At 58.2% G+C, this 20,588-nt stretch carries 22 protein-coding genes and 4 pseudogenes; 18 read left to right on the top strand and 8 right to left on the bottom strand.

The annotated features are described in order from the left end of the window. The first annotated feature begins 95 nt into the window (after positions 1 to 95). Together GR198_RS33370 and GR198_RS33375 are read left to right on the top strand one after the other, a co-directional pair. Positions 96 to 872, top strand: a complete 777-nt coding sequence (locus tag GR198_RS33370) for an SDR family oxidoreductase (RefSeq protein WP_113544325.1) — start codon at positions 96 to 98, stop codon at positions 870 to 872. Continuing rightward, the gene (locus GR198_RS33375; protein ID WP_113544324.1) at positions 869 to 1,807 is read left to right on the top strand and encodes an alpha/beta hydrolase family protein; all 939 of its coding nucleotides are present in this window, start codon (positions 869 to 871) and stop codon (positions 1,805 to 1,807) included. Before GR198_RS33370 ends, GR198_RS33375 begins: the two co-directional genes overlap by 4 nt. Before the next feature lie 212 nt (positions 1,808 to 2,019). Here GR198_RS33375 and GR198_RS33380 read toward each other — a convergent pair whose 3' ends face one another. Further along, positions 2,020 to 2,466, bottom strand: a complete 447-nt coding sequence (locus GR198_RS33380) for a winged helix-turn-helix transcriptional regulator (RefSeq protein WP_113544323.1) — start codon at positions 2,464 to 2,466, stop codon at positions 2,020 to 2,022. 135 nt (positions 2,467 to 2,601) lie between these two features. On the opposite strand from GR198_RS33380, the gene GR198_RS33385 reads away from it, so the two are divergent. Together GR198_RS33385 and GR198_RS33390 are read left to right on the top strand one after the other, a co-directional pair. Further along, complete coding sequence (locus GR198_RS33385; RefSeq protein ID WP_113544322.1) at positions 2,602 to 3,555, top strand: NmrA/HSCARG family protein; 954 nt, start codon at positions 2,602 to 2,604, stop codon at positions 3,553 to 3,555. Further along, positions 3,552 to 4,079, top strand: coding sequence for a nuclear transport factor 2 family protein (locus GR198_RS33390; RefSeq protein WP_113544321.1), 528 nt, complete (start codon positions 3,552 to 3,554; stop codon positions 4,077 to 4,079). Before GR198_RS33385 ends, GR198_RS33390 begins: the two co-directional genes overlap by 4 nt. A 264-nt stretch (positions 4,080 to 4,343) precedes the next feature. On the opposite strand, the gene GR198_RS33395 is transcribed toward GR198_RS33390, so the two are convergent. Then, a complete protein-coding gene (locus tag GR198_RS33395) occupies positions 4,344 to 5,255 on the bottom strand; it encodes a LysR family transcriptional regulator (RefSeq protein ID WP_113544320.1) in 912 nt (303 codons plus the stop codon). 502 nt (positions 5,256 to 5,757) lie between these two features. Here GR198_RS33395 and GR198_RS33400 point away from each other — a divergent pair. The 3 genes and pseudogenes from GR198_RS33400 to GR198_RS33410 all read left to right on the top strand — a co-directional run. After that, on the top strand, positions 5,758 to 7,236 hold the full coding sequence (locus GR198_RS33400; protein ID WP_246711151.1) for an aldehyde dehydrogenase family protein: 1,479 nt from the start codon (positions 5,758 to 5,760) through the stop codon (positions 7,234 to 7,236). A 40-nt stretch (positions 7,237 to 7,276) separates the two neighbouring features. Then, positions 7,277 to 7,786, top strand: a complete 510-nt coding sequence (locus tag GR198_RS33405) for a nuclear transport factor 2 family protein (protein WP_025395822.1) — start codon at positions 7,277 to 7,279, stop codon at positions 7,784 to 7,786. Between the two features lie 142 nt (positions 7,787 to 7,928). Next, positions 7,929 to 8,168 (top strand): annotated as a pseudogene (locus GR198_RS33410) (MFS transporter); the annotation flags it as partial. Between the two features lie 122 nt (positions 8,169 to 8,290). On the opposite strand, the gene GR198_RS33415 reads toward GR198_RS33410, so the two are convergent. Next, complete coding sequence (locus GR198_RS33415; protein WP_164070364.1) at positions 8,291 to 9,100, bottom strand: carbon-nitrogen hydrolase family protein; 810 nt, start codon at positions 9,098 to 9,100, stop codon at positions 8,291 to 8,293. A 149-nt stretch (positions 9,101 to 9,249) separates the two neighbouring features. Further along, positions 9,250 to 9,801, bottom strand: coding sequence for a TetR/AcrR family transcriptional regulator (locus GR198_RS33420; protein WP_113544319.1), 552 nt, complete (start codon positions 9,799 to 9,801; stop codon positions 9,250 to 9,252). Positions 9,802 to 9,933: 132 nt separating this feature from the next. Between GR198_RS33420 and GR198_RS33425 the strand changes: the two genes are divergently transcribed. The 6 genes and pseudogenes from GR198_RS33425 to GR198_RS33445 all read left to right on the top strand — a co-directional run. Beyond that, a complete protein-coding gene (locus tag GR198_RS33425; RefSeq protein ID WP_017957029.1) occupies positions 9,934 to 10,791 on the top strand; it encodes an alpha/beta fold hydrolase in 858 nt (285 codons plus the stop codon). Positions 10,792 to 11,055: 264 nt separating this feature from the next. Then, the gene (locus GR198_RS33430) at positions 11,056 to 11,796 is read left to right on the top strand and encodes an SDR family NAD(P)-dependent oxidoreductase (RefSeq protein ID WP_113544318.1); all 741 of its coding nucleotides are present in this window, start codon (positions 11,056 to 11,058) and stop codon (positions 11,794 to 11,796) included. A 127-nt stretch (positions 11,797 to 11,923) separates the two neighbouring features. Continuing rightward, positions 11,924 to 12,325, top strand: a complete 402-nt coding sequence (locus GR198_RS33435) for a RidA family protein (RefSeq protein ID WP_017957031.1) — start codon at positions 11,924 to 11,926, stop codon at positions 12,323 to 12,325. Between the two features lie 125 nt (positions 12,326 to 12,450). Continuing rightward, positions 12,451 to 12,795 (top strand): hypothetical protein, encoded by a 345-nt coding sequence (locus GR198_RS33440; RefSeq protein WP_164070365.1) that lies wholly within the window; start codon positions 12,451 to 12,453, stop codon positions 12,793 to 12,795. A 52-nt stretch (positions 12,796 to 12,847) separates the two neighbouring features. Next, positions 12,848 to 12,997: a hypothetical protein gene (locus GR198_RS35605; RefSeq protein WP_017957033.1), complete on the top strand. Its 150-nt coding sequence runs from the start codon at positions 12,848 to 12,850 to the stop codon at positions 12,995 to 12,997. Between the two features lie 306 nt (positions 12,998 to 13,303). Next, positions 13,304 to 13,570 (top strand): annotated as a pseudogene (locus GR198_RS33445) (GMC oxidoreductase); the annotation flags it as partial. Positions 13,571 to 13,585: 15 nt separating this feature from the next. On the opposite strand, the pseudogene GR198_RS36295 reads toward GR198_RS33445, so the two are convergent. Further along, a pseudogene (locus tag GR198_RS36295) lies at positions 13,586 to 13,690 on the bottom strand (AraC family transcriptional regulator); the annotation flags it as partial. Between the two features lie 95 nt (positions 13,691 to 13,785). On the opposite strand from GR198_RS36295, the gene GR198_RS33455 reads away from it, so the two are divergent. The 4 genes and pseudogenes from GR198_RS33455 to GR198_RS33470 form a co-directional block, all read left to right on the top strand. Beyond that, complete coding sequence (locus tag GR198_RS33455) at positions 13,786 to 14,163, top strand: DUF1127 domain-containing protein (protein ID WP_113544316.1); 378 nt, start codon at positions 13,786 to 13,788, stop codon at positions 14,161 to 14,163. Between the two features lie 43 nt (positions 14,164 to 14,206). Further along, positions 14,207 to 15,091: a class I SAM-dependent methyltransferase gene (locus GR198_RS35610; protein ID WP_168265341.1), complete on the top strand. Its 885-nt coding sequence runs from the start codon at positions 14,207 to 14,209 to the stop codon at positions 15,089 to 15,091. 315 nt (positions 15,092 to 15,406) lie between these two features. Beyond that, complete coding sequence (locus tag GR198_RS33465) at positions 15,407 to 15,637, top strand: hypothetical protein (RefSeq protein WP_017957036.1); 231 nt, start codon at positions 15,407 to 15,409, stop codon at positions 15,635 to 15,637. Between the two features lie 337 nt (positions 15,638 to 15,974). Beyond that, positions 15,975 to 16,373 (top strand): annotated as a pseudogene (locus tag GR198_RS33470) (conjugal transfer protein TrbB); the annotation flags it as partial. A gap of 195 nt (positions 16,374 to 16,568) precedes the next feature. On the opposite strand, the gene GR198_RS33475 reads toward GR198_RS33470, so the two are convergent. Further along, complete coding sequence (locus tag GR198_RS33475; RefSeq protein ID WP_113544314.1) at positions 16,569 to 17,648, bottom strand: MBL fold metallo-hydrolase; 1,080 nt, start codon at positions 17,646 to 17,648, stop codon at positions 16,569 to 16,571. Between the two features lie 43 nt (positions 17,649 to 17,691). Beyond that, entirely contained in the window at positions 17,692 to 18,870 is a 1,179-nt protein-coding gene (locus GR198_RS33480) for an NAD(P)-dependent alcohol dehydrogenase (protein ID WP_204337308.1), read from the bottom strand. Positions 18,871 to 18,990: 120 nt separating this feature from the next. Between GR198_RS33480 and GR198_RS33485 the strand changes: the two genes are divergently transcribed. After that, a complete protein-coding gene (locus GR198_RS33485; protein ID WP_113544313.1) occupies positions 18,991 to 19,890 on the top strand; it encodes a LysR family transcriptional regulator in 900 nt (299 codons plus the stop codon). 13 nt (positions 19,891 to 19,903) lie between these two features. Here the strand turns inward: GR198_RS33485 and GR198_RS33490 are convergent, their stop codons facing one another. After that, the gene (locus tag GR198_RS33490; RefSeq protein WP_113544312.1) at positions 19,904 to 20,554 is read right to left on the bottom strand and encodes a hypothetical protein; all 651 of its coding nucleotides are present in this window, start codon (positions 20,552 to 20,554) and stop codon (positions 19,904 to 19,906) included. Between the last annotated feature and the right edge of the window lie 34 nt (positions 20,555 to 20,588).

Consider the following 20,588-nt stretch of genomic DNA (forward strand, 5'->3'; position numbering starts at 1 on the left):
GGACTTACACTAATAAGAATTGGACAAATGAAGATAGCATGTCCGACACAAGCAGTCCATCTATAGGCGAGAATATTCCTTGTGGAGACAATCACATGCCAAAGATCCTCATCACCGGCTGCTCTTCCGGCTTCGGTCTTGCCATCGCCAAGACGTTTCTTTCTGAAGGGTGGGACGTGGCTGCCTCCATGCGCACACCGCGCAACGATTTGCTGCCTCCTCATGACAGCCTTAAAATCCTGGCGCTGGATGTGACCGACGCGGAGAGCATCGCGAATGCGGTCGAAGCCGCAGGGCCGATCGATGCTCTGGTCAACAATGCTGGCGTCGGCATGCTCAACGTCCTCGAAGGCGCTGCGATCTCGAAGATCCGCGAGTTGTTCGAGACAAACGTTTTTGGCGCGATGGCCGTGACCAAAGCGGTTCTCCCGCAGATGCGAAACCGCCGATCCGGCGTCATCGTCAATGTCAGTTCCAGCGTTACCATCAAGCCGCTGCCCGCGCTGTCCGTCTATAGTGCCAGCAAGGCGGCCTTGAATGCGTTTACCGAAAGCCTCGCGCTCGAGGCGGGCCTGTTTGAAGTGCGGGCCAAACTGGTCCTGCCAGGCTCTGCGCCGAAAACCGGCTTCGGGAAGAATGCCGTCGCCCGCATGGGCATGAATATCCCCGAACCCTATGCCGCATTCGTTCAGGATTATCTGACGACGCTGCGATCCGGCACTGAATTCACGACGCCGGACGAGGTGGCTCAAGCCGTCTGGCGCGCCGTCACGGAACCGGACGCGCCGATGAAAACTCCGGCCGGCGCGGATGCGCAAACATTGTTTCGCGAAGCGGGTCCATCCGTGATGCAGAAGGACAGCCGGTCATGAACAACCTGATCGATCTTTCGCGACATATCCCCACGCCCGAGGCCTCACTCACCGTCGCTTACACGCCGATCCGTCTGCCGATGGATGGCCGTCAACCGCTTGAACTGCGGCTGACCGCGCCGGCGGTCGGAAGCGATCTGCCGATCGTGCTGCTGTCGCACGGATTTGGGCCGTCCAACTATCTCCCCTCGAAAGACGGCTATGCGTCGCTCGCACAGTTCTGGGCCGAGCGCGGTTTTGCGGTGATCCAGCCCACGCACGCCAGTTCGCGTGTCGGCGGCCTGCCCGCCGACGCACCCGGTGCGCCTTTCTTTTGGCGCGAGCGCGTCGAGGAGTTAAAAGTAATCCTCGATCACTTGCCTGAGGTGGAACGCCAAGCGCCTGCCGTTGCAGGACGGATGGATCATTCTCGGATCGCGGCGGCCGGTCATTCCTTCGGCGGTCACACCGTCGGCCTGCTGTTGGGCGCCCGCCTCAATGAAGAAAGCTTTTCCGATCTGCGCATCTCAGCCGGCATTTTGTTGGCGGCTCCCGGGCGCGGTGGAAAAGACATGACCCAGGAAAGCGCCGCTCGCTTCCCGTTCTTCGACGTCAATTTCTCGACGATGGCGACACGCAGTCTTGTTGTCTGCGGTGAAGCCGACGATCCGCATTTCACCACGCGCGGGCCGGAGTGGCATGCGGATGCCTTTTATGATGCGCCGGGCGCTGACGCCCTTCTGACGCTGCACGGCGTTGGCCACGGACTTGGCGGTATCGCTGGTCTCGATGCCAAGGAAACCGAGATCGAGGCGCCGGACGTGTTGGAAGCCACGAAGCGGCTGACAGCTGCGTGGCTGCAGACAGCACTGGGGGCGGATGTCGATGCATGGACCGGCGCGTGCCTGGCGCTCGAGACCCAAGCCGCCTCGCTTGCAGATGTTACGCAAAGCTAGCTTTGGAGAATTCCGTCGCCGGGCCGCTCGCTGATTAGCCTAGAGCCAGTTCCCGCCGGCGGACATGACCTTGACCACGCCAGCCTCTTGTCACTTTTGACGTCGTTCCGTGCGCTCGGTGTAAGACGGGAGCTTCCCTGTCGCCGGATCGGGAGGATGGCCGCAAAGCTGTCACTGCCAATTTTCGTGAAAAGCCATCGCAATACGGTGGATCAGTTGACATCGCCTCCGATTGAGAAGGCCGTAAGCCCATCGATCAGCTCTTGCTGCCGTAAAGTGCTTCTGCAGCTACCGGTATCAATCGGCAGACCGCTTAGCTCCTGCAGCCGCGTACCCCAGTTGCACATACTAACAAGCACAGGTTCCAAGGATTTTCCCAGCTCCGTGAGCTCGTACTCCACCTTAGGCGGAATCTCGGGATAAATGATGCGGTTGATAACGCCGTCGGCTTCCAGCTCCCTGAGTTGAAGCGTGATCATTCGCGGCGTCGCAGCGGGAGTGAGGCGGCAGATCGCGTTGAACCGCAGTTTGCCATCTAGCAGATGAAACAGGATCACCGGCTTCCACAGACCCCCGATGACCGAGATTGTCGCTTCCACGGCGCATCCAGTCCGGTTGGCCGTACTGCGCTTGCGCTTCGGCTTGGCACTATCATCCATGATACTACATGCTCTCTTTGTACGTACTTCATTCAGAGCGTCATACTCCTACTTCACGGCAGTGAAAAGAAGGACGCGCTGGCACCGGAGGGCCTGTTCCAGCCGTTTCACCTCAAGAAGGAGCTGTGCCTCACAATGTCTACGGAACAAAAGCCACTTATCTCGGTCGTTGGCGCAACGAGCAAGCAAGGCCGCAGCGTGGCCACGACACTTCTCAAGAGCAATCAATACAGGGTTCGCGCATTGACCCGGAACCGCGATTCAGAAGAAGCTCGCAGCCTCGCAGCTCTTGGTGCGGAAGTTGTGGTCGCACCGCTGGGGCCCGGCCATCAGAAGGAACTGGTCGCAGCCTTTGCGGGCGCGGATGGCGCGTACCTGATGACGCCGCAGCTTCTGCCACAAGACAACGCCGAATTTGCCCTGGGCAAACAACTGGCCGATGCAGCCGTTGAAGCCGGCGTCGGTCACATCGTCTTCTCGACATTAGAAAATGTCGAAAAGATCTCGGGTGGGAAGAAGTTCACGCCTCACTTCACCGACAAGGCGCTCGTTGCCGATTACATTCGCACCCTGCCAATTGCACACTCGTTCGTCTCTCTCGCCTTTTTCTATACGAACCTGCTGGAATATTACGTACCGCAGATGGAAGGCGACACGCTCCTCATGCCGATCTACCTCCCTGGGGACTTCCGCGCGCCGTTCGTCGATCCTATGACGGCAACGGGACCGGCCGTCCTTTCTGTGCTGTCCGACTTGGAGACATTCAAAGGAAAGACCCTTCCAATCGTCGGCGACATCATTTCGCCGCGTGAGATGGTCGAAACTTTCCAGCACGTGACCGGCATCAAGGCAGAATACCGTAGCGCTTTCGAGCGCGAAGAACTGCTGAAATACTTTCCGGCATTCGGCGCCAATGAGCTTCTTGTCGATGAACTGATCGGCATGGTCGAATTTGCGGTCGAGTACGGCTACTTCGACAAGGAACACGATCTGGAATGGAGCCGCCGCTTGAATCCGGAGACGCTTTCCTGGGAGCAGTTTCTGAAGTCGTCCGACTGGCGCGGCGACAGGAAGCAGTTCGGCCTTTGAACCAGTCCGCCGGGGCCGACAACCGCCGGAATACGGTCACGCAGTTGTCGACGTCGAAATGGCACAGGCTGGCTTATCGCGTCACGCGAAGCGCATTCAGCCGCAACAACAATGGTGAAAACGATATGAGCGTTGAAGACAACAAGCGCATCGTGCGCGAGTTTTGCAATCACTTTAAGACATCAAATGCTGATGGTCTAATTGACGGCATGACAGAGGACGCAACTTGGTGGGTCAATGGAAAGCCGCACCTGTTTCCGTCGGCCGGGACAAAGACGAAAACGGAAGCTGCGAACATGTTCCGCAACATGTTTACGGCCTATTCGAACGGTCTTGATATGAAAGTCATCAACCTGATCGGCGAAGGAGATAGCATCGCTGCTGAGGCGCGATCGCAGGCAACCACGAAGTCCGGCAAGATCTACGAGAACGAATACTTTATTCTGTTCAAGATCCGCGATGGAAAGATTGCGAGCGTAAGGGAATACACCGACCTTATGCATGTCCAGGAAACCTTCGGCTAGTCTAAGGCCATTGCGACCAAGCCCGCTTCCCGCTTTGAGCGCCGCGCAGCGGACGGAACCGGCTCGACGTTAATCGGCCTTCTATCAGAAATCGCTCATTCTGCCCGTTGGCGCCGCGATGCGCATCGCTGGTCTTGAACGGATACGACCTTCGGCTCCTGCGCTTCTGATGTTAAGTGGCTTGAATTAAAAAGCATTTCCCATGAGACCGATCCCAAACAGCAATCTGTCCCATAGCAGTGGACAGAAATCTTGGGTGCCGGTTCAATAAAGCTTTTGGGAAACGCGCTCGGCCATGAAATCAATGAAGGCGCGAACTTTGGGCGCTCGTGCCGACATAGGGGGCCAGACGAGCGAAACGCTGCCACGTTCGTCCGTGTAATCTGCGAGGACAGCTTGAAGCCGTCCCGCCGCAATGTCTTCGCTTACGAGATAGCTCGGCGCCTGAATAATCCCCAAGCCACCCAGTGCGGCGGATGCAAGTGCCTCGCCGTCATTTAAAACGACAGAAGGCTTGATTGGCGTTGGTTGGAGTGAATTTTTGAACGCCCAAACTTCCGGCCGACCGGTGGTTGGAAAACGATAAAAAACACAGCAGTGATTATTGAGATCTGACGGAGTTTGCGGGGTGCCGCGGTGTGCGAGATATTCCGGCGAGGCGCACGTTATGAATGTGTGTGGTCCGATCCTCCGTGCGCGTAACGTCGAATCGTCCAGCTCACCTAGCCGCAGCACCACGTCATACCCACCATTGATAATATCAACCTTGACGTCATCGAGGCTGATCTCGGTCGTCACATCTGGAAAGCGGATGCGAAAATCGAGGAGCGCCGGCATGATGATCTTGCGACCTAAGACTGTGGGCACACTCACCTTAATGCGGCCTCGGGGTGCCTTTTGAACCAAGTGAAGCTCTTGCTCAGCGTCATGCAGTTCTTTCAATATGCGGGCGACGTATCGATATAGAATGTCGCCTTCCCCGGTCACGGCTAGCGATCTGGTCGTACGGTTCAGCAATCGCAGGCCTAGACGCGCCTCAAGTCGCTCCACCGCCTTTCCCACGGCCGATGCAGACAGACCAAGCTTCCTTCCCGCAGCCGCAAAACTTCCGGTTTCGACGGCGACTGAAAACGCGACGAGGCCGCTAAGGGATTCTATTGAGACGATTGAAGACATTATGTCCGGTATGATGCGACGAAGACCCCCATTCCGTCAACAGCCGCGATTCTCCAATATCTACACAGCAACTGTTCGCGCAGACCGCTACTAGAACGTCGAGCTAAGCATTGGGAGGAAGTAATCATGTCTCACACTCATGCACGCGTCCCCCGTCGTTGATCATTCAACGCGCCGGGTAAAGGATCAAGCAAGCAATGACAGGATTGCGGCAGGTAATATTCGAACGCCTGAAAACGACTGCGATGGTGTGGCTCGCCGTCTACCCAAGCGTCCTTCTGATTGTTTGGATTGTAGGCGACTGCATGCAGGATTGGCCAATGCCGCTGCGAGTACTGGGCGCAACGCTCATGGTTGTGCCAATTGCCACCAACGTTAGCCAACCCGCAGTCAGGACAATTGTCGGCAAAATCGAACAGGTAATGGTGCAGTGGCAATCACGTAACCGGCTCTAGCCTCGTCCTTTCCGGACGGATACTCGAAAGTGGAAGGATCCACAGATATGACGATGCCCCTCGACAACATACCGAGCCGCAAAGCCTTCAATTGGATCAGCGGATCTCAATGCCAAGAAGGTCAGTTGAAACAGTCAATAGACCCAGCGACTTATAACGTAATCGGCCACTACCCCGACTACGGCCTTGAGGCAGCGAAATTTGCGGTGGCAGCAGCCTCTAAAGCCTTTCGCGAAACAATGTGGGCGCATGATCATGAATTACGGGCTCGTGTGCTCGACCAACTAGCGTGCGCCTTCGAACGCAATCGCGACAGACTACTCGAAATTCTGTCGTTGGAGAACGGCAAGGTAAAGGCTGAAGCTGCATTCGAGCTGGACATGATTGCGAGCAAACTCCGCTACTCGGCAGCCACTGCCCTGGTCGAAGGTGGACGGGCATTGACACCAAAGCCCGGGAGCATCTCCGTGATCCTTCGGCAACCGATGGGAGTCGCGGCGGTCATTGCACCTTGGAACTCTCCGGTTATTCTGACGATCCGATCACTCGCCCCAGCGCTCGCTGCTGGTTGCACCACCGTCATCAAACTCCCGGCACAAGTCGCACAGACGGCAAGCGTCATGGCCGAGATTATGGCGGAAGCAGAGGATCTTCCGAATGGCGTGATCAATCTGTTTTTCGAAAGCGGTCCTGAGGGCTCCGCTTATCTCGTGGACTCACCGGAGGTTCCAGTCGTCAGTTTCACCGGATCTACCCGTACCGGCCGAGCCATTAGCAGCGCCGGCGCGAGATACCTCAAACGTTTCGGAATGGAGCTCGGCGGCAAGACGCCGATGATCGTCTTTGACGATGCAGACCTTGATGCCGCCTTGCCGGCACTGGAAAAGGCGCTGACTGTCTTCAGCGGTCAGTTCTGCATGACGGGGTCCCGCTTGCTCGTGCAGGATGGAAAATATGAGGCCGTGCGCAACGGCTTGGCGGAGAGATTGCGCAACGTCAAGGTTGGCCCCGCCGCCGACCCCTCCAGCGATATGGGCCCGCTGATCGACCGCGCTAACGTTGCGCGGGTCGATGGTGTGGTCGAGGCCGCTATCGCAGCCGGCGCGAAGGTCGTCGAGCGGGGCGGACCCATCAATGTGGGTCCCCTTGCAAACGGCGCTTTCTTCCGCCCGGCCCTTCTGGAAGTCTCCGACAACAGTCTTGCTATCGTACAGGAGGAGACTTTTGGCCCAGTGCTGACGATTCAGCGGTTCTCTGACGAGGCGGAAGCGATCCGTCTTGCCAACGACAATGAGTACGGACTGTCAGCCAGCATCTGGACACGCGATGTAGATCGATCCTTGCGCGTCGCGCAGGCGCTCGAAGCGGGCTCGGTGTGGATCAATGACTGGGCGAAGGTCTACGACGGTACCGAGGAGGGCGGATTCAAGCAGTCTGGCGTTGGCCGCTTGAACGGTCTGGCCGCGCTGGACGATTTCATCGAACACAAGCACATCGCGCTCAAGCCGGGGTTGGCGCAACGCTGACACCTCAATTCCCAAAGTCACTTAGAAGGAGGAATATACGATGTCTATCAATGCGCACGCTAAGAAGTTGTCTAAAGCCGAGCCTGCATCCCCCAAGTCACCGTTGGGGGTATTGCAGTCGATCCTGTCGAACCCGACTGACCTGGATTTCGTAAAACAATTCACGACGGACGATTTCATTTATGTTTCGCTGAACTATGAGCACGCGGAGCTGAAGCGGATCATGCCTTGGGCCGGTACCAACGAAGGCACCGAAGGGCTGGTTCAGACTTTTATCGATGTCGGCCGTTACTGGACGACAGACAACTTCGAAATTCAGGACAGCTTCGAAAATAAGAACGGAGCAGCGATCTTCGGCACGTTCACCTACACATCAAACGTTTTGGGCAAAACGGTGACGTCGCCCTTTTCGGTTCTGGCGCGCGGTGAGAACGGCAAGCTGTCTTATGTGCAGTTTATGGAAGATACTTTCGCAACGGTCCGCAGTTTCAGAAACGGTGGCGAGTATTCCATCAAAGCGAACCCAGACGGGTCCGAAATCACTGTCTGAATGTAGGTCTGCCTCGCGGCAACGATCACTAACTTGATGTAATAGGTTTCGGGCAGCAAGTAATCGCTAGGCGAACTGAACGAAACTTCGGTCAGTTTTCGGCAAAACAACGCCGAAAAAACAATCCTGATCCTGCATGCGATTGCTCACCTCTCGCAGGAGCGATGGCGCCTATGGCTGGGGCGTGACCGAGGATTCTGCCGATCCGCAAAAGATGGTCGAATGGTTCATGGTCGAGTCCTGGGCGAAGCACCTGCGCCAGCACAAACGGGTTTCGCAGGCCGATGCCGACCTCCAGGCCAAGGTACTTGCCTACCACTCGGGTCCCGACAGGCCTGTTATTCGCCATTTCCTGGCGATCAACCGGCCGGGAAAAGCCTGACACGAAGACGTCTTTGGCAGGAACAGGCAGGATCAAGGTCCTCCCAAGAGCGGGAGGACCGTACGGCAGTGCAGCGTAGTAGCAGTCCTGCAGAGAACTACAGTGACTGGGTTTTTTGACAATTAAATATCGATATCAGGGACCCCGATGCCGCCAGGGTCATGCAGGTCGTCCACGTAACAGGGATATTCCTGCCGCTGTCGGGCAGAAACCTGCGCATCAATGTCGACTAGCATGATGGAAGAACTGGTTTCTGTCCGCCCAGCCAGATCGCCCCCGGGGGTGATGGCGAAGCCGCCTCCGCCGAAGCGTGGGCCATCCGTAGAATGCCCGACCCTGTTCGAACTGACGACGTAACTCCCAGAGACGATTGAGGCCATCTTGCCGGCAGTTATCCAGCTTTCGTGGGCAGAACCGGTCGCCCGAGGAACGGCAATCAAATCGGCTCCGCATCGGCCATATTGTCTGGCATGTTCGTTGAACATGAGTTCGGTACACAAGAGGACGCCTACGCCTAGCCCGCAAATATTCTGGATGTTGAAGCGCCCATCGCCTCGACTGAACCAGGACACCTCGGACCAACCGGGCTCCTGCGGAAGGTATGTCTTCGTATGCAGGGGGCGGACCTGGCCGTTCTCGATGACGATCGCCTCATTGACAAGACGGTCGGCGAGCAGCATTGGGCGACTTGTTATAACAGCCGGAATGTTCAGTGCGGCGAGAGCAGCAGTTCCAGCTTCGTGGATCTCAACACTTTGCCGTGCGTCCTCCATGGCGAAATCCTCCTTTCGAGCCAGCCACTGGCCGAAGGGCATCTCATTCATCACCAGTATATCGGGCCGGCGCTTGGCAAGAGCCTGGGCAAATTGGTCCCACGCCGCTCCATGCGGCTGCAAGCCATCCGTCATCTCGACGTAAGCACAAACAGGCATTATTTCCTCCAACTCAAGAGATTGAGATTAGTGCTTGGCGTAGCAGGTCAGAGTTCCTGGGCTGCCATGAGCTTCTCGCTGGACGGCCCGGTATTCTCAATGAGGTAGCGGATCACCGTGACTGGCATTGCTTAGGATGGGCTAGAAAGTTAATTCGCGGCGGCTGCCTTTTGGGCTTCAGCAATGGAAAGGCGAACGGCCCTTTTCATGGCATCCTTCTCCCCGAATATCGCAACAAAAGCCGTGGCACCTTCCAAACGGGCTAACGTGTCTGTCGCAATGTCTCGAGCTACATCGACAGGCATCGCGCGGGACAAGATGCTGGACAGATGATCGCGATGCGCTTGAAAAAATGCTCGAACGGCATGCTTCGCAATCGGGGTCTCGTCACTTGTGCCGTAGGCTAGATGCAGACCTACGCATCTGCCGCGATCAGTGAGAGTGGTCGCGATAAATTCGATGACCTCGACGAATTCATCATCCCATTGCCCGGAGGCTGAGTCTCTTTGACCGAATGTCTCTTGCAAAGTGAGATCAAGTACCGCCGGAACGAGCGCTTCCTTATTGGGGAAGCGGACGTACAGCGATGATTTCTTCAGGCCCACGGCATCCGCGAGGTCATTCATCGACGCGCCTGCATAACCTTTTGATCGAAACAACTCCCTCGCAGTCGATACGATCGTTTCTCTCATGACTTTCATACGTCTTCTCCGAGCCAGGGTTCTCCGCATTTGATACAGGAAATCTAAGGGGTTGACAACCGACCGTTCGGTCGTATTTTACCTTCATTCGTGACTGTTGGTTTGTCGAATCCTTTGAGAAGGAGTTCTAAAATGGCCGTAAGCTACAAAACGCAAAAGGTACAAGACGTCGAGGTTTTCTACAGAGAGGCCGGTTCAAAGGAAGCACCAGTCCTTCTTCTGCTCCACGGTTTTCCGTCATCCAGCCACATGTTCCGTGATCTGATCCCGCTGTTGGCAGATCGATACCGCGTCATCGCACCAGACCTTCCCGGGTTCGGTCGAACGAGTTCACCTGCACGTGGAGAATTCCCTTACACATTCGATAAACTCGCCGCTGTCATGACGGGCTTCACAGAGGCACTCGGCCTCAGCCGCTATGCACTTTACGTTTTCGACTATGGTGCACCGATCGGGTTCAGGATGGCGACGGCCAATCCGGACCGAATCTCCGCCATCATCAGCCAGAATGGCAACGCCTATATCGAAGGGTTCAGTGATGCATGGACGGCGTGGGAGGCATATTGGCGTGACCCCTCCGCTCAAAACAGAGAGGCATGTCGGGCATCTCTGTCTCCTGAGGTGATCGAGAACTGGCAATACCGCACCGGGACATCAAAGGAGCGTCTTTCACCCGATGGTTATCAACTTGATATCGCGTTCATGTCGCGGCCGGGTGCTGAAGACATTCAACTGGATCTAATCCTCGACTACAGAACAAACATCGACCGGTATCCGGAGTTTCAGGCGTATTTTCGGGATCACCAACCACCGTTCCTGGCGGTCTGGGGCAGACATGATCCAGCATTCGTACCCGCGGGTGCCGAGGCCTATAAGCGTGACCTCCCCCCCGCGGAGGTCCATCTGCTCGATACCGGCCATTTTGCCTTGGAAACACATGCAGACGAGATCGCTCAGTTCATTCGGAGCTTCCTGATCAGACATGTCTAAGCTCGATACGACTGTCGTCGTCGGGCTTGGCTCAAGTGGCCACTGAAAAGCGGACAAGCGCGAAGCTTCACGGGGAAGACAGGTACGGGTTTTACGACCTATTCCAAGTGTTCCTGTTCAAGCAACGGAGTTTTGCACGTCTGGCACCTACAGGATGCCAGCAATCCCCGCGAAATAGTGTTCGCTTGTACGGTTGGATCCGACGGTGTCCTTCGCAAATAACTTGAAACACATCAACCTATCCTAGTGGAAAGGAACAGATACATGATCAATCTTGAAGGCAAACGCGCACTGGTAACTGGCGGGTCGCGAGGCATTGGTGCTGCGATCGCATTGGCGCTGGCAGAAAACGGCGCGGATGTCGCGTTCACCTACCAACGCTCCGCCGAAAAGGCCTCGAAGGTAACGGAAGCGATCGAAAAGATGGGGCGTCGCGTGGCTGCAATCCAAGCAGACAGCGCCGACCCCGAGGCAATTGCTAGCTCAGTAAGCGAGGCCGTCTCCGCTTTTGGCGGGCTGGACATCCTTGTGAACAGCGCCGCGATTGGCCACAACGGCATGATCGTCGACTTGGATGTCTCAGCGTATCAGACCTTGATGGATGTCAATGTACGAGCTCCGGTCCTGTTCGCGAAAGCCGTCATCCCGCATCTCGGCAAAGGCGGCCGCATCGTCACAATCGGCTCGGCTCTGGGCGAGCGGGTACCGTTTCCCGGCATAACACCCTATGCAATGTCCAAGGCAGCACTCACATCCTTCACACGCGGTCTTTCGCGTGAACTTGGTCCAAGTGGTATCACCGTCAATCTCGTGCAACCCGGAGCAACCGATACTGAAAGCAACCCGGCGGACGGCCCGGCTGCAGACTTGCAGAAAAGCTTGACCTCCTTGGGACGCTACGGCGAACCGCGGGAGATTGCCAACGCTGTGGTATTTCTCGCAAGCCCGGCCGCGAGTGTCATCACGGGCGCTATTCTCACCGCAGACGGCGGTGCAATCGCCTGACTTGCTCGTGCAAGATTCTGATGGAGCGATGGTGCCCACCTTTTCGATCGCCCGGACTAACCGGCAACACACCATTTCGGTGGGCGCCATCTCCATGCTTATACCTTCCTCACAATAGGAGACCACAATGGCAAAGCCTGAACTTTTCGTCACGCCCGGGTTCGGGCAGAAATTCCATGAGCTTTTGCACTTTTCACAAGCGCTCAAGATTGGTGATCGCATCGAGATCTCCGGCCAGGGCGGATGGAACGATGAACTCGAAATTCCGGAGTCAATCGTGACCGAGATCGAGAGAGCATTTGAGAATGTCCGGCGAACCTTGGCCACGGCTGGCGCGGACTGGAAGGATGTCGTCCATGTCAACTCTTATCACGTCGGAGGCTTTCCACCGATCGTGAACGAAACGATTGCCGGTCTTTTCCGTGAGTACATGCCCGATCGAGCTCCGATCTGGACGCAGACCGGTGTGGAAGCCCTTGGGCTCCCCGCGATGCGAATTGAGATCCGTGTCACTGCCATCCTGGAATGACCCTGGCGCCTACCACGGCTGCATTACGATGCAAAGGCTAGTCGCGTTTAGCAACGACCGACCCATGGCCAAAGCCTGTGACCGCCTTAATGCGATCAGAATCTCAGCCTCCCAAGGAGAATGTAATGAACACCGACAGTTGCCCCATTCCCACACCGCAGGAGCGCTCCTTCCTAGCCAGCCAGCAAGCGGCCGAACAGACGATGCTTGAGAAGGTGTCGCGCGCCATCTCCGATGCGACAGCCGAAGTCACGAGGAACGTTCAAGACGCTGGTTTGGAATTTGAACCGACCAGTGAAGGCTACTTCATGTTCGCGGTTCAGCAGGCAACATTCGTGCGCCTTTGCGGAGGCAATCCGGATACGCTGCGGGGAGGAAACCCGGAGGTTGGCGAACATGTCATTCGGAACTGTCGCAACATCATTGACACCTATTGGAAGAGCCACACAGCACAGACCGCGGTGCCCTGAAAAGCACTTTCCTGTCCCAGGCAATCGGTCACAGCAATAAACGAGGTCCATCATGAAATGGGAATACCTGACAGTCGACAAGACACTCGATAACCAGCAGATGAACGAACTTGGTGACGCCGGGTGGGAATTAGTTGCGGTCGTTTCACCAGCGCATTTCGTCTTTCATTATTTCTTCAAGCGGGAAGCTCAGCCGCTATAGCAACTATCGAAGGACTGTAGCGTTTACAGGCGTCTTGCCTTCTAGCAATGCAAATGGCGCCCGGTAGCACGGGCGGGACGACCGCGATCCGGCCCCGCAATCGCTGGGCAATCCCTTATCAGTGGAATTCAGCAGATTGGGCTGAGCGCTGCAAGTTGGGTTCATTGGTGAATGACAGTTAGCCCGTGCAGTTACGGAACCGGATCCTGCCTGCGGGCCGGGCAATGTGCTCATTGCCGTAGAGGCTATTTCCATTGAGGGAGGCGACCTCATTGGTGAATTGCACTGAGAGCTGACCCAGGCTCCACCCGCTTCATGTTTCGGACATGGTTCCGCAAGACCATGTGCATGGGCGCTGCCATCCACGAGACGGGCGGCGCGCGGATGGGAGAGACTCCGGAGATATCCATCAGTGCTCAATCGCTACAACAAGTTTGGGACGCGCCTAACCTCATCGTCACCGACGCCAGCGCCTTCCCCGGCAGTGGAGTTGCCGGCACCACCCTCACCGTCATGGCCCTGACCCTTTGCGCCTGCCGTCATCTCGTTGATGGAGAAGAGTATTCCTCTTAAAAAGGCTCTAACGCACCGCCCGGCGGGCTCTGCTCCGCCCTGAGCGACAGCGGTATGCGGATAATCTCCGAACCCGTCTTCTGGCAAATGAACGTTGATCAGGTTGTCGCGGGCAATCATGGCGGCTCAGAGACATAATTTGTCAGACTGCCGATAACACGTCTGACGGCAATTCACTAGGTTGGCATTAACTCAGCACAACTTGGACGAAGGTCATGACACTGGAATTCCAAATAGCCGAAATCCCGGAGCGCCTTGCCCGCGGCCGTCTGACGAAGCTACCAGCTTTGAGGTTCGGAACCTCCGTCGCTGTGGGCTGGTGGCAACGGAGCGAGACCGAACACGCACTGCACCGACTATCGGATCGTGATCTGGCGGACATAGGTATTGCGCGTCGCGATATTCGCGAGTTCGCTTGGACTGGCACCGTCGCAGCCAGCGAGCGACGAAACAGATCACCGGCCGCTGCCATGGATGCGCTTGCCTGCGGGGAATCCCATGCCCCGAGCGGATGGGTGGAAGCCCTCGCTGATCCCTTTCGCGACGGCTCACGAATTAATGCGATGTCCACGAAGCCGCGGTCAACGCGATAGCGCCGTCGGTCTTGAAACAAGTGTTACCAAAGAGGCAGACAGAATGCATGATGACCGGCTTTTCGACGAGAAGATCGCTGCGACCTACGATGATGATAAAGGCATCTCTGCGCCAGAGGTGATCGAGCCGGCCGTTGATCTCCTGGCCGAGCTCGCAGGAGGCGGGCGCGCCTTGGAATTCGCGATCGGAACCGGACGTATCGCACTTCCTCTCGCGCGGAAAGGGGTGCAGGTGGAGGGCATCGAGCTTTCGAGGCCGATGGTGTCTCGCCTTCGCGCTAAAGAAGGAGGCGCGGAGATCTCGGTAGCGATCGGCGATATGGTAACGACGGATGTCGCGAGACGGTTCTCACTCGTCTACCTGGTTTTCAATACGATAAACAACCTGACATCGCAGGACGCTCAGCTCGCCTGCTTCCGGAACGCAGCCGCGCATCTCGAACCTGGTGGACACTTCCTGATTGAGGTCGGCGTGCCGCCGCTTCAGCGGCTGCCGGTCGGCGAGACGATCCTGGCGTTCGACCACGGCGAAACGCATTGGGGCATCGACGAGTACGACGTGGTGAACCGGAATTTCTCGGTCCGGTTCCCATTCGTGTATGGCGACGGCGACGGACATCTTGAATCTCTTCCCAAGTATGTCGGCTCCTGGCATCCGGCGCAACGCATGAGCACGATCCCCCATCGTGACATCGCCACAGCGATGAAGCTGGCGCTGAACGGCTCATTCGATCGGCGCGTCGTAAACGTTGCGGACGAGGCGCCAGCGTCCATCTATGAGCTTTCAGACATGCTCGGTGCACGGATGGACTCGAGCGCTGAGCCTCTTTCGAACCCTTGGTACCTGCTCGTCGACAGTTCTCTCGCCCGCAGCCTGGGCTTTCGCGCCAGTGTTCGGACCGTCTATCAGGCCCAGCAAGAGGCTTGATGTGACACATGCTTCTGAAGCTCCACTCGATATTTGTTCAATGTGAACTCTACGAACAAATAAGCCGAAGTCGGGTGTTACTTGGCCGCGAAAATTGGGGCAACGACTGACTGCCGATCAGACTGCCCTTACCGTAATGGCACTTTCAGCGGCCGCAAGAATAGTTTCCTTTGCAGACCGGGGCCGCCGCGCTGCCACCCGATTCCAGACGTAGCAGTCTTGTCGATTTTTCGCAGAGTGAGTTCTGTCTTCTCCTTTCCACAAATACACTCTACCATCGCTTGCATTGATGGTCGCAAGGCTCGGGGAGCGGCTATGCGCAAAACACAATCGAGAGATGGTCTGAAAGTGGTCGCCGTTGCTGGCACCTTTGTCGTATTGCTGGGTTTCGACCTGAAGCGCGAAGACTGTGCTGGTCTGCTCGGCTTTTCGATCCGCGCCGGACACGGCGCGGGCAAGCCGATCGGGAAGGTGCTCGACGAGATGGCCGATCTTTGGACGTTTGCGGCATACTGGACTGGTCTGGAGGTAGGAGCGGCAGACTGACCGATGCAGGTCACCCACGAAGACCTAAGACCAAAGTCGCCGCGGTTTGGCATTGCGGGCTTGAACGCATTCTCCGAGCAAACCGCCGGATGACTTACAGCATTCCGACAGAACGGACGCAAAAGTCGATTTCCGGTTTCCGTGGAAGTCGGAACCGGCACAAGCGGTGCAACTCGAGTTCAGTTGAGAATAATCTGGTCACGCCGTTTCCCTGTCTTTGTACGCAGTACGACGACCACATTTCGGTTGTTGTAATGCACTGATTTCTTCCACTCATCCCCGATCCCGACGTGGCGGCCACTTACCAGAATCGGAGGCAATCCTTCACGGCGCGCGCATGCTGCGCACGGCCCTCGGGCCGGGGATCGCCCAATTTCTGGAAGATCCCACGATCGTCGAGGTGATGCTCAACCCCGATGGGCGGCTCTGGATCGACCGCCTCTCCGAGGGACTCTCCGACACGGGTGAACGGCTGTCACCGGCCGATGGCGAACGCATCGTTAGCCTCGTCGCGCACCACGTCGGCGCGGAGGTTCATCCCGGCAGCCCGCGCGTCTCAGCGGAGTTGCCGGAAACAGGAGAGCGGTTCGAGGGGCAGCTGCCGCCGTTGGTCGCCGTTCCAGCCTTCGCGATCCGAAAGCCCGCCGTCGCCGTCTTTACGCTCGACGACTATGTCGCGGCTGGCATCATGGCGGCCGACCAAGCTGAAGCGCTGCGGGTCGCCGTCGCTGAGCGCCGCACTCGCCGACGAAACGAACGCGCCATTGATCCAATTCTTGGCAGAATAAGTCGTCATCTAAAGTCCTTAGATAGCTGCATGACATGACAGTCCCTCCACCGCCGTGAATGGACTGGTGTTGCTAGAGAGAGCTGCTGCTCGTGCTTGCGTCCGCTGCGACCTCGCTTCAGCGGGCACAGACCGCGCCGGGGATCAGGTCAGGAATGGCGGAGCATTTTCGCCGCGCAGGCGATAGTTGGGACGCGGGCGTTCAAGACGGATCGATTCGAGCACCGTGTAGGCGTGATACTTGGTCTGTGTGGTCACGCCGGCGAGCCGCTCCGACCAAAGCTGGCCGTTGCTGCTGCGCTTCTCGAGTACATATTTGGTGGCGTAGTTCGCCATCGAGTTGATCCAGTTCTCGGTGCCGACGAACACTTTGTCCCAGCCGGCGCCGTCCAAGATGCTGATCAGGGCATCCGACCGCGAGAACCGGTCGACGGCCGCTTGCGCGCCGTCAAGAACGTCGGCGAAATACTCAATCGATGCCTTGACCGTCTCAGGCGTGCCGTACTTCATGTGGTGACCGGCCACGAGGAAGTCGAAGTCGAACTCGAGGAGCTGTTCCTGGGCCTGATACCAGCCGGTTATATTCTGCGAAGCATCGCAGTGCATGAAGGTGGCGCTGCCGGGGCTGATGATGTCGATGACGGTCAGCACCTTCTGCGCCGGCGCGTAGATGAAGATGTTGCCGGGGCAGTGGTTCTCGCCCTTGTACGACAGCTCCAGGGTCACGCCGCCGACCGTCAGCGTGTGTTCCTTGTCGAAGGTCAGCGTCGGGATCGGACGGTTCGGATCGGGAAAGCGCTCGAGCAGTTCCTTGGTGATCTCGTGAGCGACGATCTCGACGTTTGGCCCGAACACGGAGGCGGCGCCGATGTGATCGGTGTGCCAGTGGCTGTAGATGACATGCGTCACCGGTTTGTCGGCGACACCCTCGATCGCTGCGAGCATGTTCTCACCGATCGTGGGCGGGGCATCAATCGCGATCACGCCGTCGTCCGTCACCACGAACGCCGCATCATAGCCGCCGCTGGTGACCCAGTAGAAGCCGCCGCGCAGCTCCTCGACATGGTAGCCCAGCTTCTGGAAGCGCTCGCTGGTGAAATAGGCTGGATAGTAGTTCGCGGGATCGGCTGGATGCTCACCGGCCTCGGGAAAGCCGTAATTGTCGATCGCGAAGAATGCTGGCGTATCGCTGGCATTGATGGCTTTCTGATGGTTGTTGCACATGATCCGCTTCCTTTGCTGATGAATTGGGAGTCGCGCGGAACGCTCAGGCGTCCGTGGCGCCGAACCGGAGGACCGCCTTGATGACGCGACCGGCGGCGACGTCTTCGAACGCCTGGTTGATGTCCGCGAAGTCGTAGAAGGTGATCAGGCGGTCGAACGGGAACCGGCCCGTGCGGTAAAGCCCGATCAGTTCGGGGATCATCAGCGCCGACACGGCATCGCCTTGAATGATACCCTGGAGCGTCTGCCCGACTGTCAGACGCGATGCGTCCACCATCGCGCCCGAATGGGCGTTGAAGGCGACGAAGCCGAAATGTCCCATCGGCGCGAGGGCACCAACCCCAGCATCGAGATTGGCGGCGCGCCCGCTGGTGTCCAGGACGAACTCGACGCCCCTCGGCTCGATCTTCCGGATCGCCGCGGATACATCCGCCTGGGCGACCGCGTTGACGGCGTGGGTCGCGCCAAGCTCCCTGGCGAGCTGCAGGCGTTCCGCATTCACGTCGATGGCAATGACCGTCGCCGCGTCGGCAACCTTGGCGGCCATGATCGCGGCCAGACCGACCGCGCCGACGCCGAAGACGGCGACAGTGGCGCCGACCGGAACTTTCATCGCCTTCAGGATTGCACCGGCGCCGGTCTGGAAGCCGCAGCCGAGCGGCCCCAGAATCTCCAGCGGAATGTCGCTGGGCACCTTGATGGTGTTGCGCTGATGCGCAAGCGCATAGGTCGCGAAAGAGGATTGGCCGAAGAAATGGGCATGCAGGTCGTCCGCGCCGTTCCGCTCGACACCGATGGAGCCATCCAACCTCGCACCCGCAAAGTTAGCCTCCCACACTTTCTCGCAATATGCGGCGTGAGACGACAGGCAGGGTTTGCACTGTCCACACGAGTGGTAGGAAAGTACGACATGGTCGCCAGGCTTAATGTGGCCGACCGATACTCCAGTACGCACGACGATGCCCGCGCCCTCGTGGCCGAGGATTGCCGGTAGTGGCGTCGGCATCAGCTGTTGCCGGACATGGGCATCGGTCGCGCAGATCCCCGTTGCTACCATGCGGGCGAGCACCTCATCTGGCCGGGGCGCTTCAAGTGTCACATCCTGCATCACGAAGGGTGCATCCTTTCGCTCGACCACGGCTGCGCGAGCACGCGTGATCGTGCTCTGCCCACGCGGATTGCTGGGAATATTCGTTGCTTCAGAGTTTCGCGAACTTGTCATCGGCGGCCTCCAGGGAGTTCGATTGCAAGGGAGGCGGATGTTGTTTCCGCTGCCCTTTCCTCGAAAATACCGATCCTGTAGTGTTGCAGTAGTCGCCAAGGCAGAAACGTGGAGTTGCTGATGCCGGAACCTATACCCGTTGACTTGTTGGACGTGATCGCATTCGTCCGAGTGGTGGAGACCGGGAGCATTGCAAATGCCGCCGCGCGCCTTGGCATCGCCAAGTCTATCGTGAGCCGACGCGTCAGTCGGCTCGAGGCCGTTCTTGGTGCTCAGTTGCTGACCCGCACGCCGAGGGGCACGAGGTTGACCGATATTGGTCGCGAATATCATGCGCATGCGGCCGCAGGCCTATCGCAACTGGAATCGGCGCAGGAGGTCGTCAGCAAGTCGACCAGCGAGATTTCTGGCCAGCTGCGAATTCAGGTTCCAGCCGCCTTTGGCGAGTATCTGCTGGCGCCGCTACTGGCGGAATTCGCGCTTCTCTATCCGCTTATCCAGTTCGATGTTCGCTTTACCGATCGTCAGGTGGACATGGTCGCCGAGGCGTATGATCTTGCGATCTGGCCCGGCGCCGTTCCGGACTCGATTCTCATCACCCGCAAGTTCGCCAAGGTTCGCTGGGCAGTGGTAGCCAGCCCGGCCTATCTCGATGCGCGCGGACGCCCTGCGGCCCCTGCTGACCTGGCGGCGCACGACACGATTCTCTACGCGTTGGATGCTGGCCGTTGGCGCTTTCAGGGCCGCGAAGACTGGGAGCACGTGCGCATGAACTCCCGGTTCCGCACCGATAACGGGCAAATGCTCTTGGCCGCTGCGCGTGCAGGTCTGGGGGTTGTACTTGTTCCAATGTTCATGGTCGAAGGCCCTTTGGAGCGAGGCGAACTCGAAGCGGTCCTGCCCGATTTCCCGCACGAAGGGGGTGACCTGCAGATCTTCATGCCGCCTGCGCGCGCCGGTATCGCGCGTGTGCGGGCATTGGTGGATTTCCTCTACGAGAAGTTCGACCGGGAAATCTGAGTCGTTCGCCGGGTCAGGGTAATCTCCAGGCCGTCAGAACCAGCAGCGCACCACCAATCGCCATCGCGGCCAGTGCGGCAGTAACACCTCGGCCAAGGCGTGGCGGCTGCCAGCCACCATCACTCGATGCACCATGGGGGCCGCCCGCGGCCGCGGGTTGATCGATTGTGTTGGCGCTGCGCTGAAGCCGCAGTTCCGCCATCTTCCGCCGGATGCGTAAAGCGAGGATAACCGCCAAATATGCCGTCGTGAGCGCCGCCAGTGCGGCCACGAGATGGAGCGTATCCGATTGCGCCGTGAGCGGAGCGGCGCCAGCTGCCACGCGCCCGTCCATGTAGCTTCCCAGCAGCGCAGGTCCGGCAAGCGCGCCGAGTGCGTTGACGACGCCGAACAGCACGATGAAACTGATCAATTCCCTGCTACCGTACTGGAGTGCGTTAGTGATGCCGAGCAGTAGCGCCGGCCCCAGGAAGAACGTCCCCGCGAACGCGATCCCCGCCTGCGATACATAGAAGCGCCACAGATCATGCGGATTCGCCGAGGTGCTCTCACCAAAGGCCGCGATCGCCACGACCCCGATGGCCAGCATCATCGGCCGCGCAAGCTTCTCGACATTCAACGAGAGGGCGCTGGCGAAGACGCCGGCGGCGGCAGCGGGTGCCAAACCGGAGGCAACGGACCTTTCGGTTCTGCCCTAA

Origin of the sequence: Rhizobium leguminosarum (assembly GCF_010668065.1) — a bacterium.
GTDB lineage: Bacteria > Pseudomonadota > Alphaproteobacteria > Rhizobiales > Rhizobiaceae > Rhizobium > Rhizobium leguminosarum_S.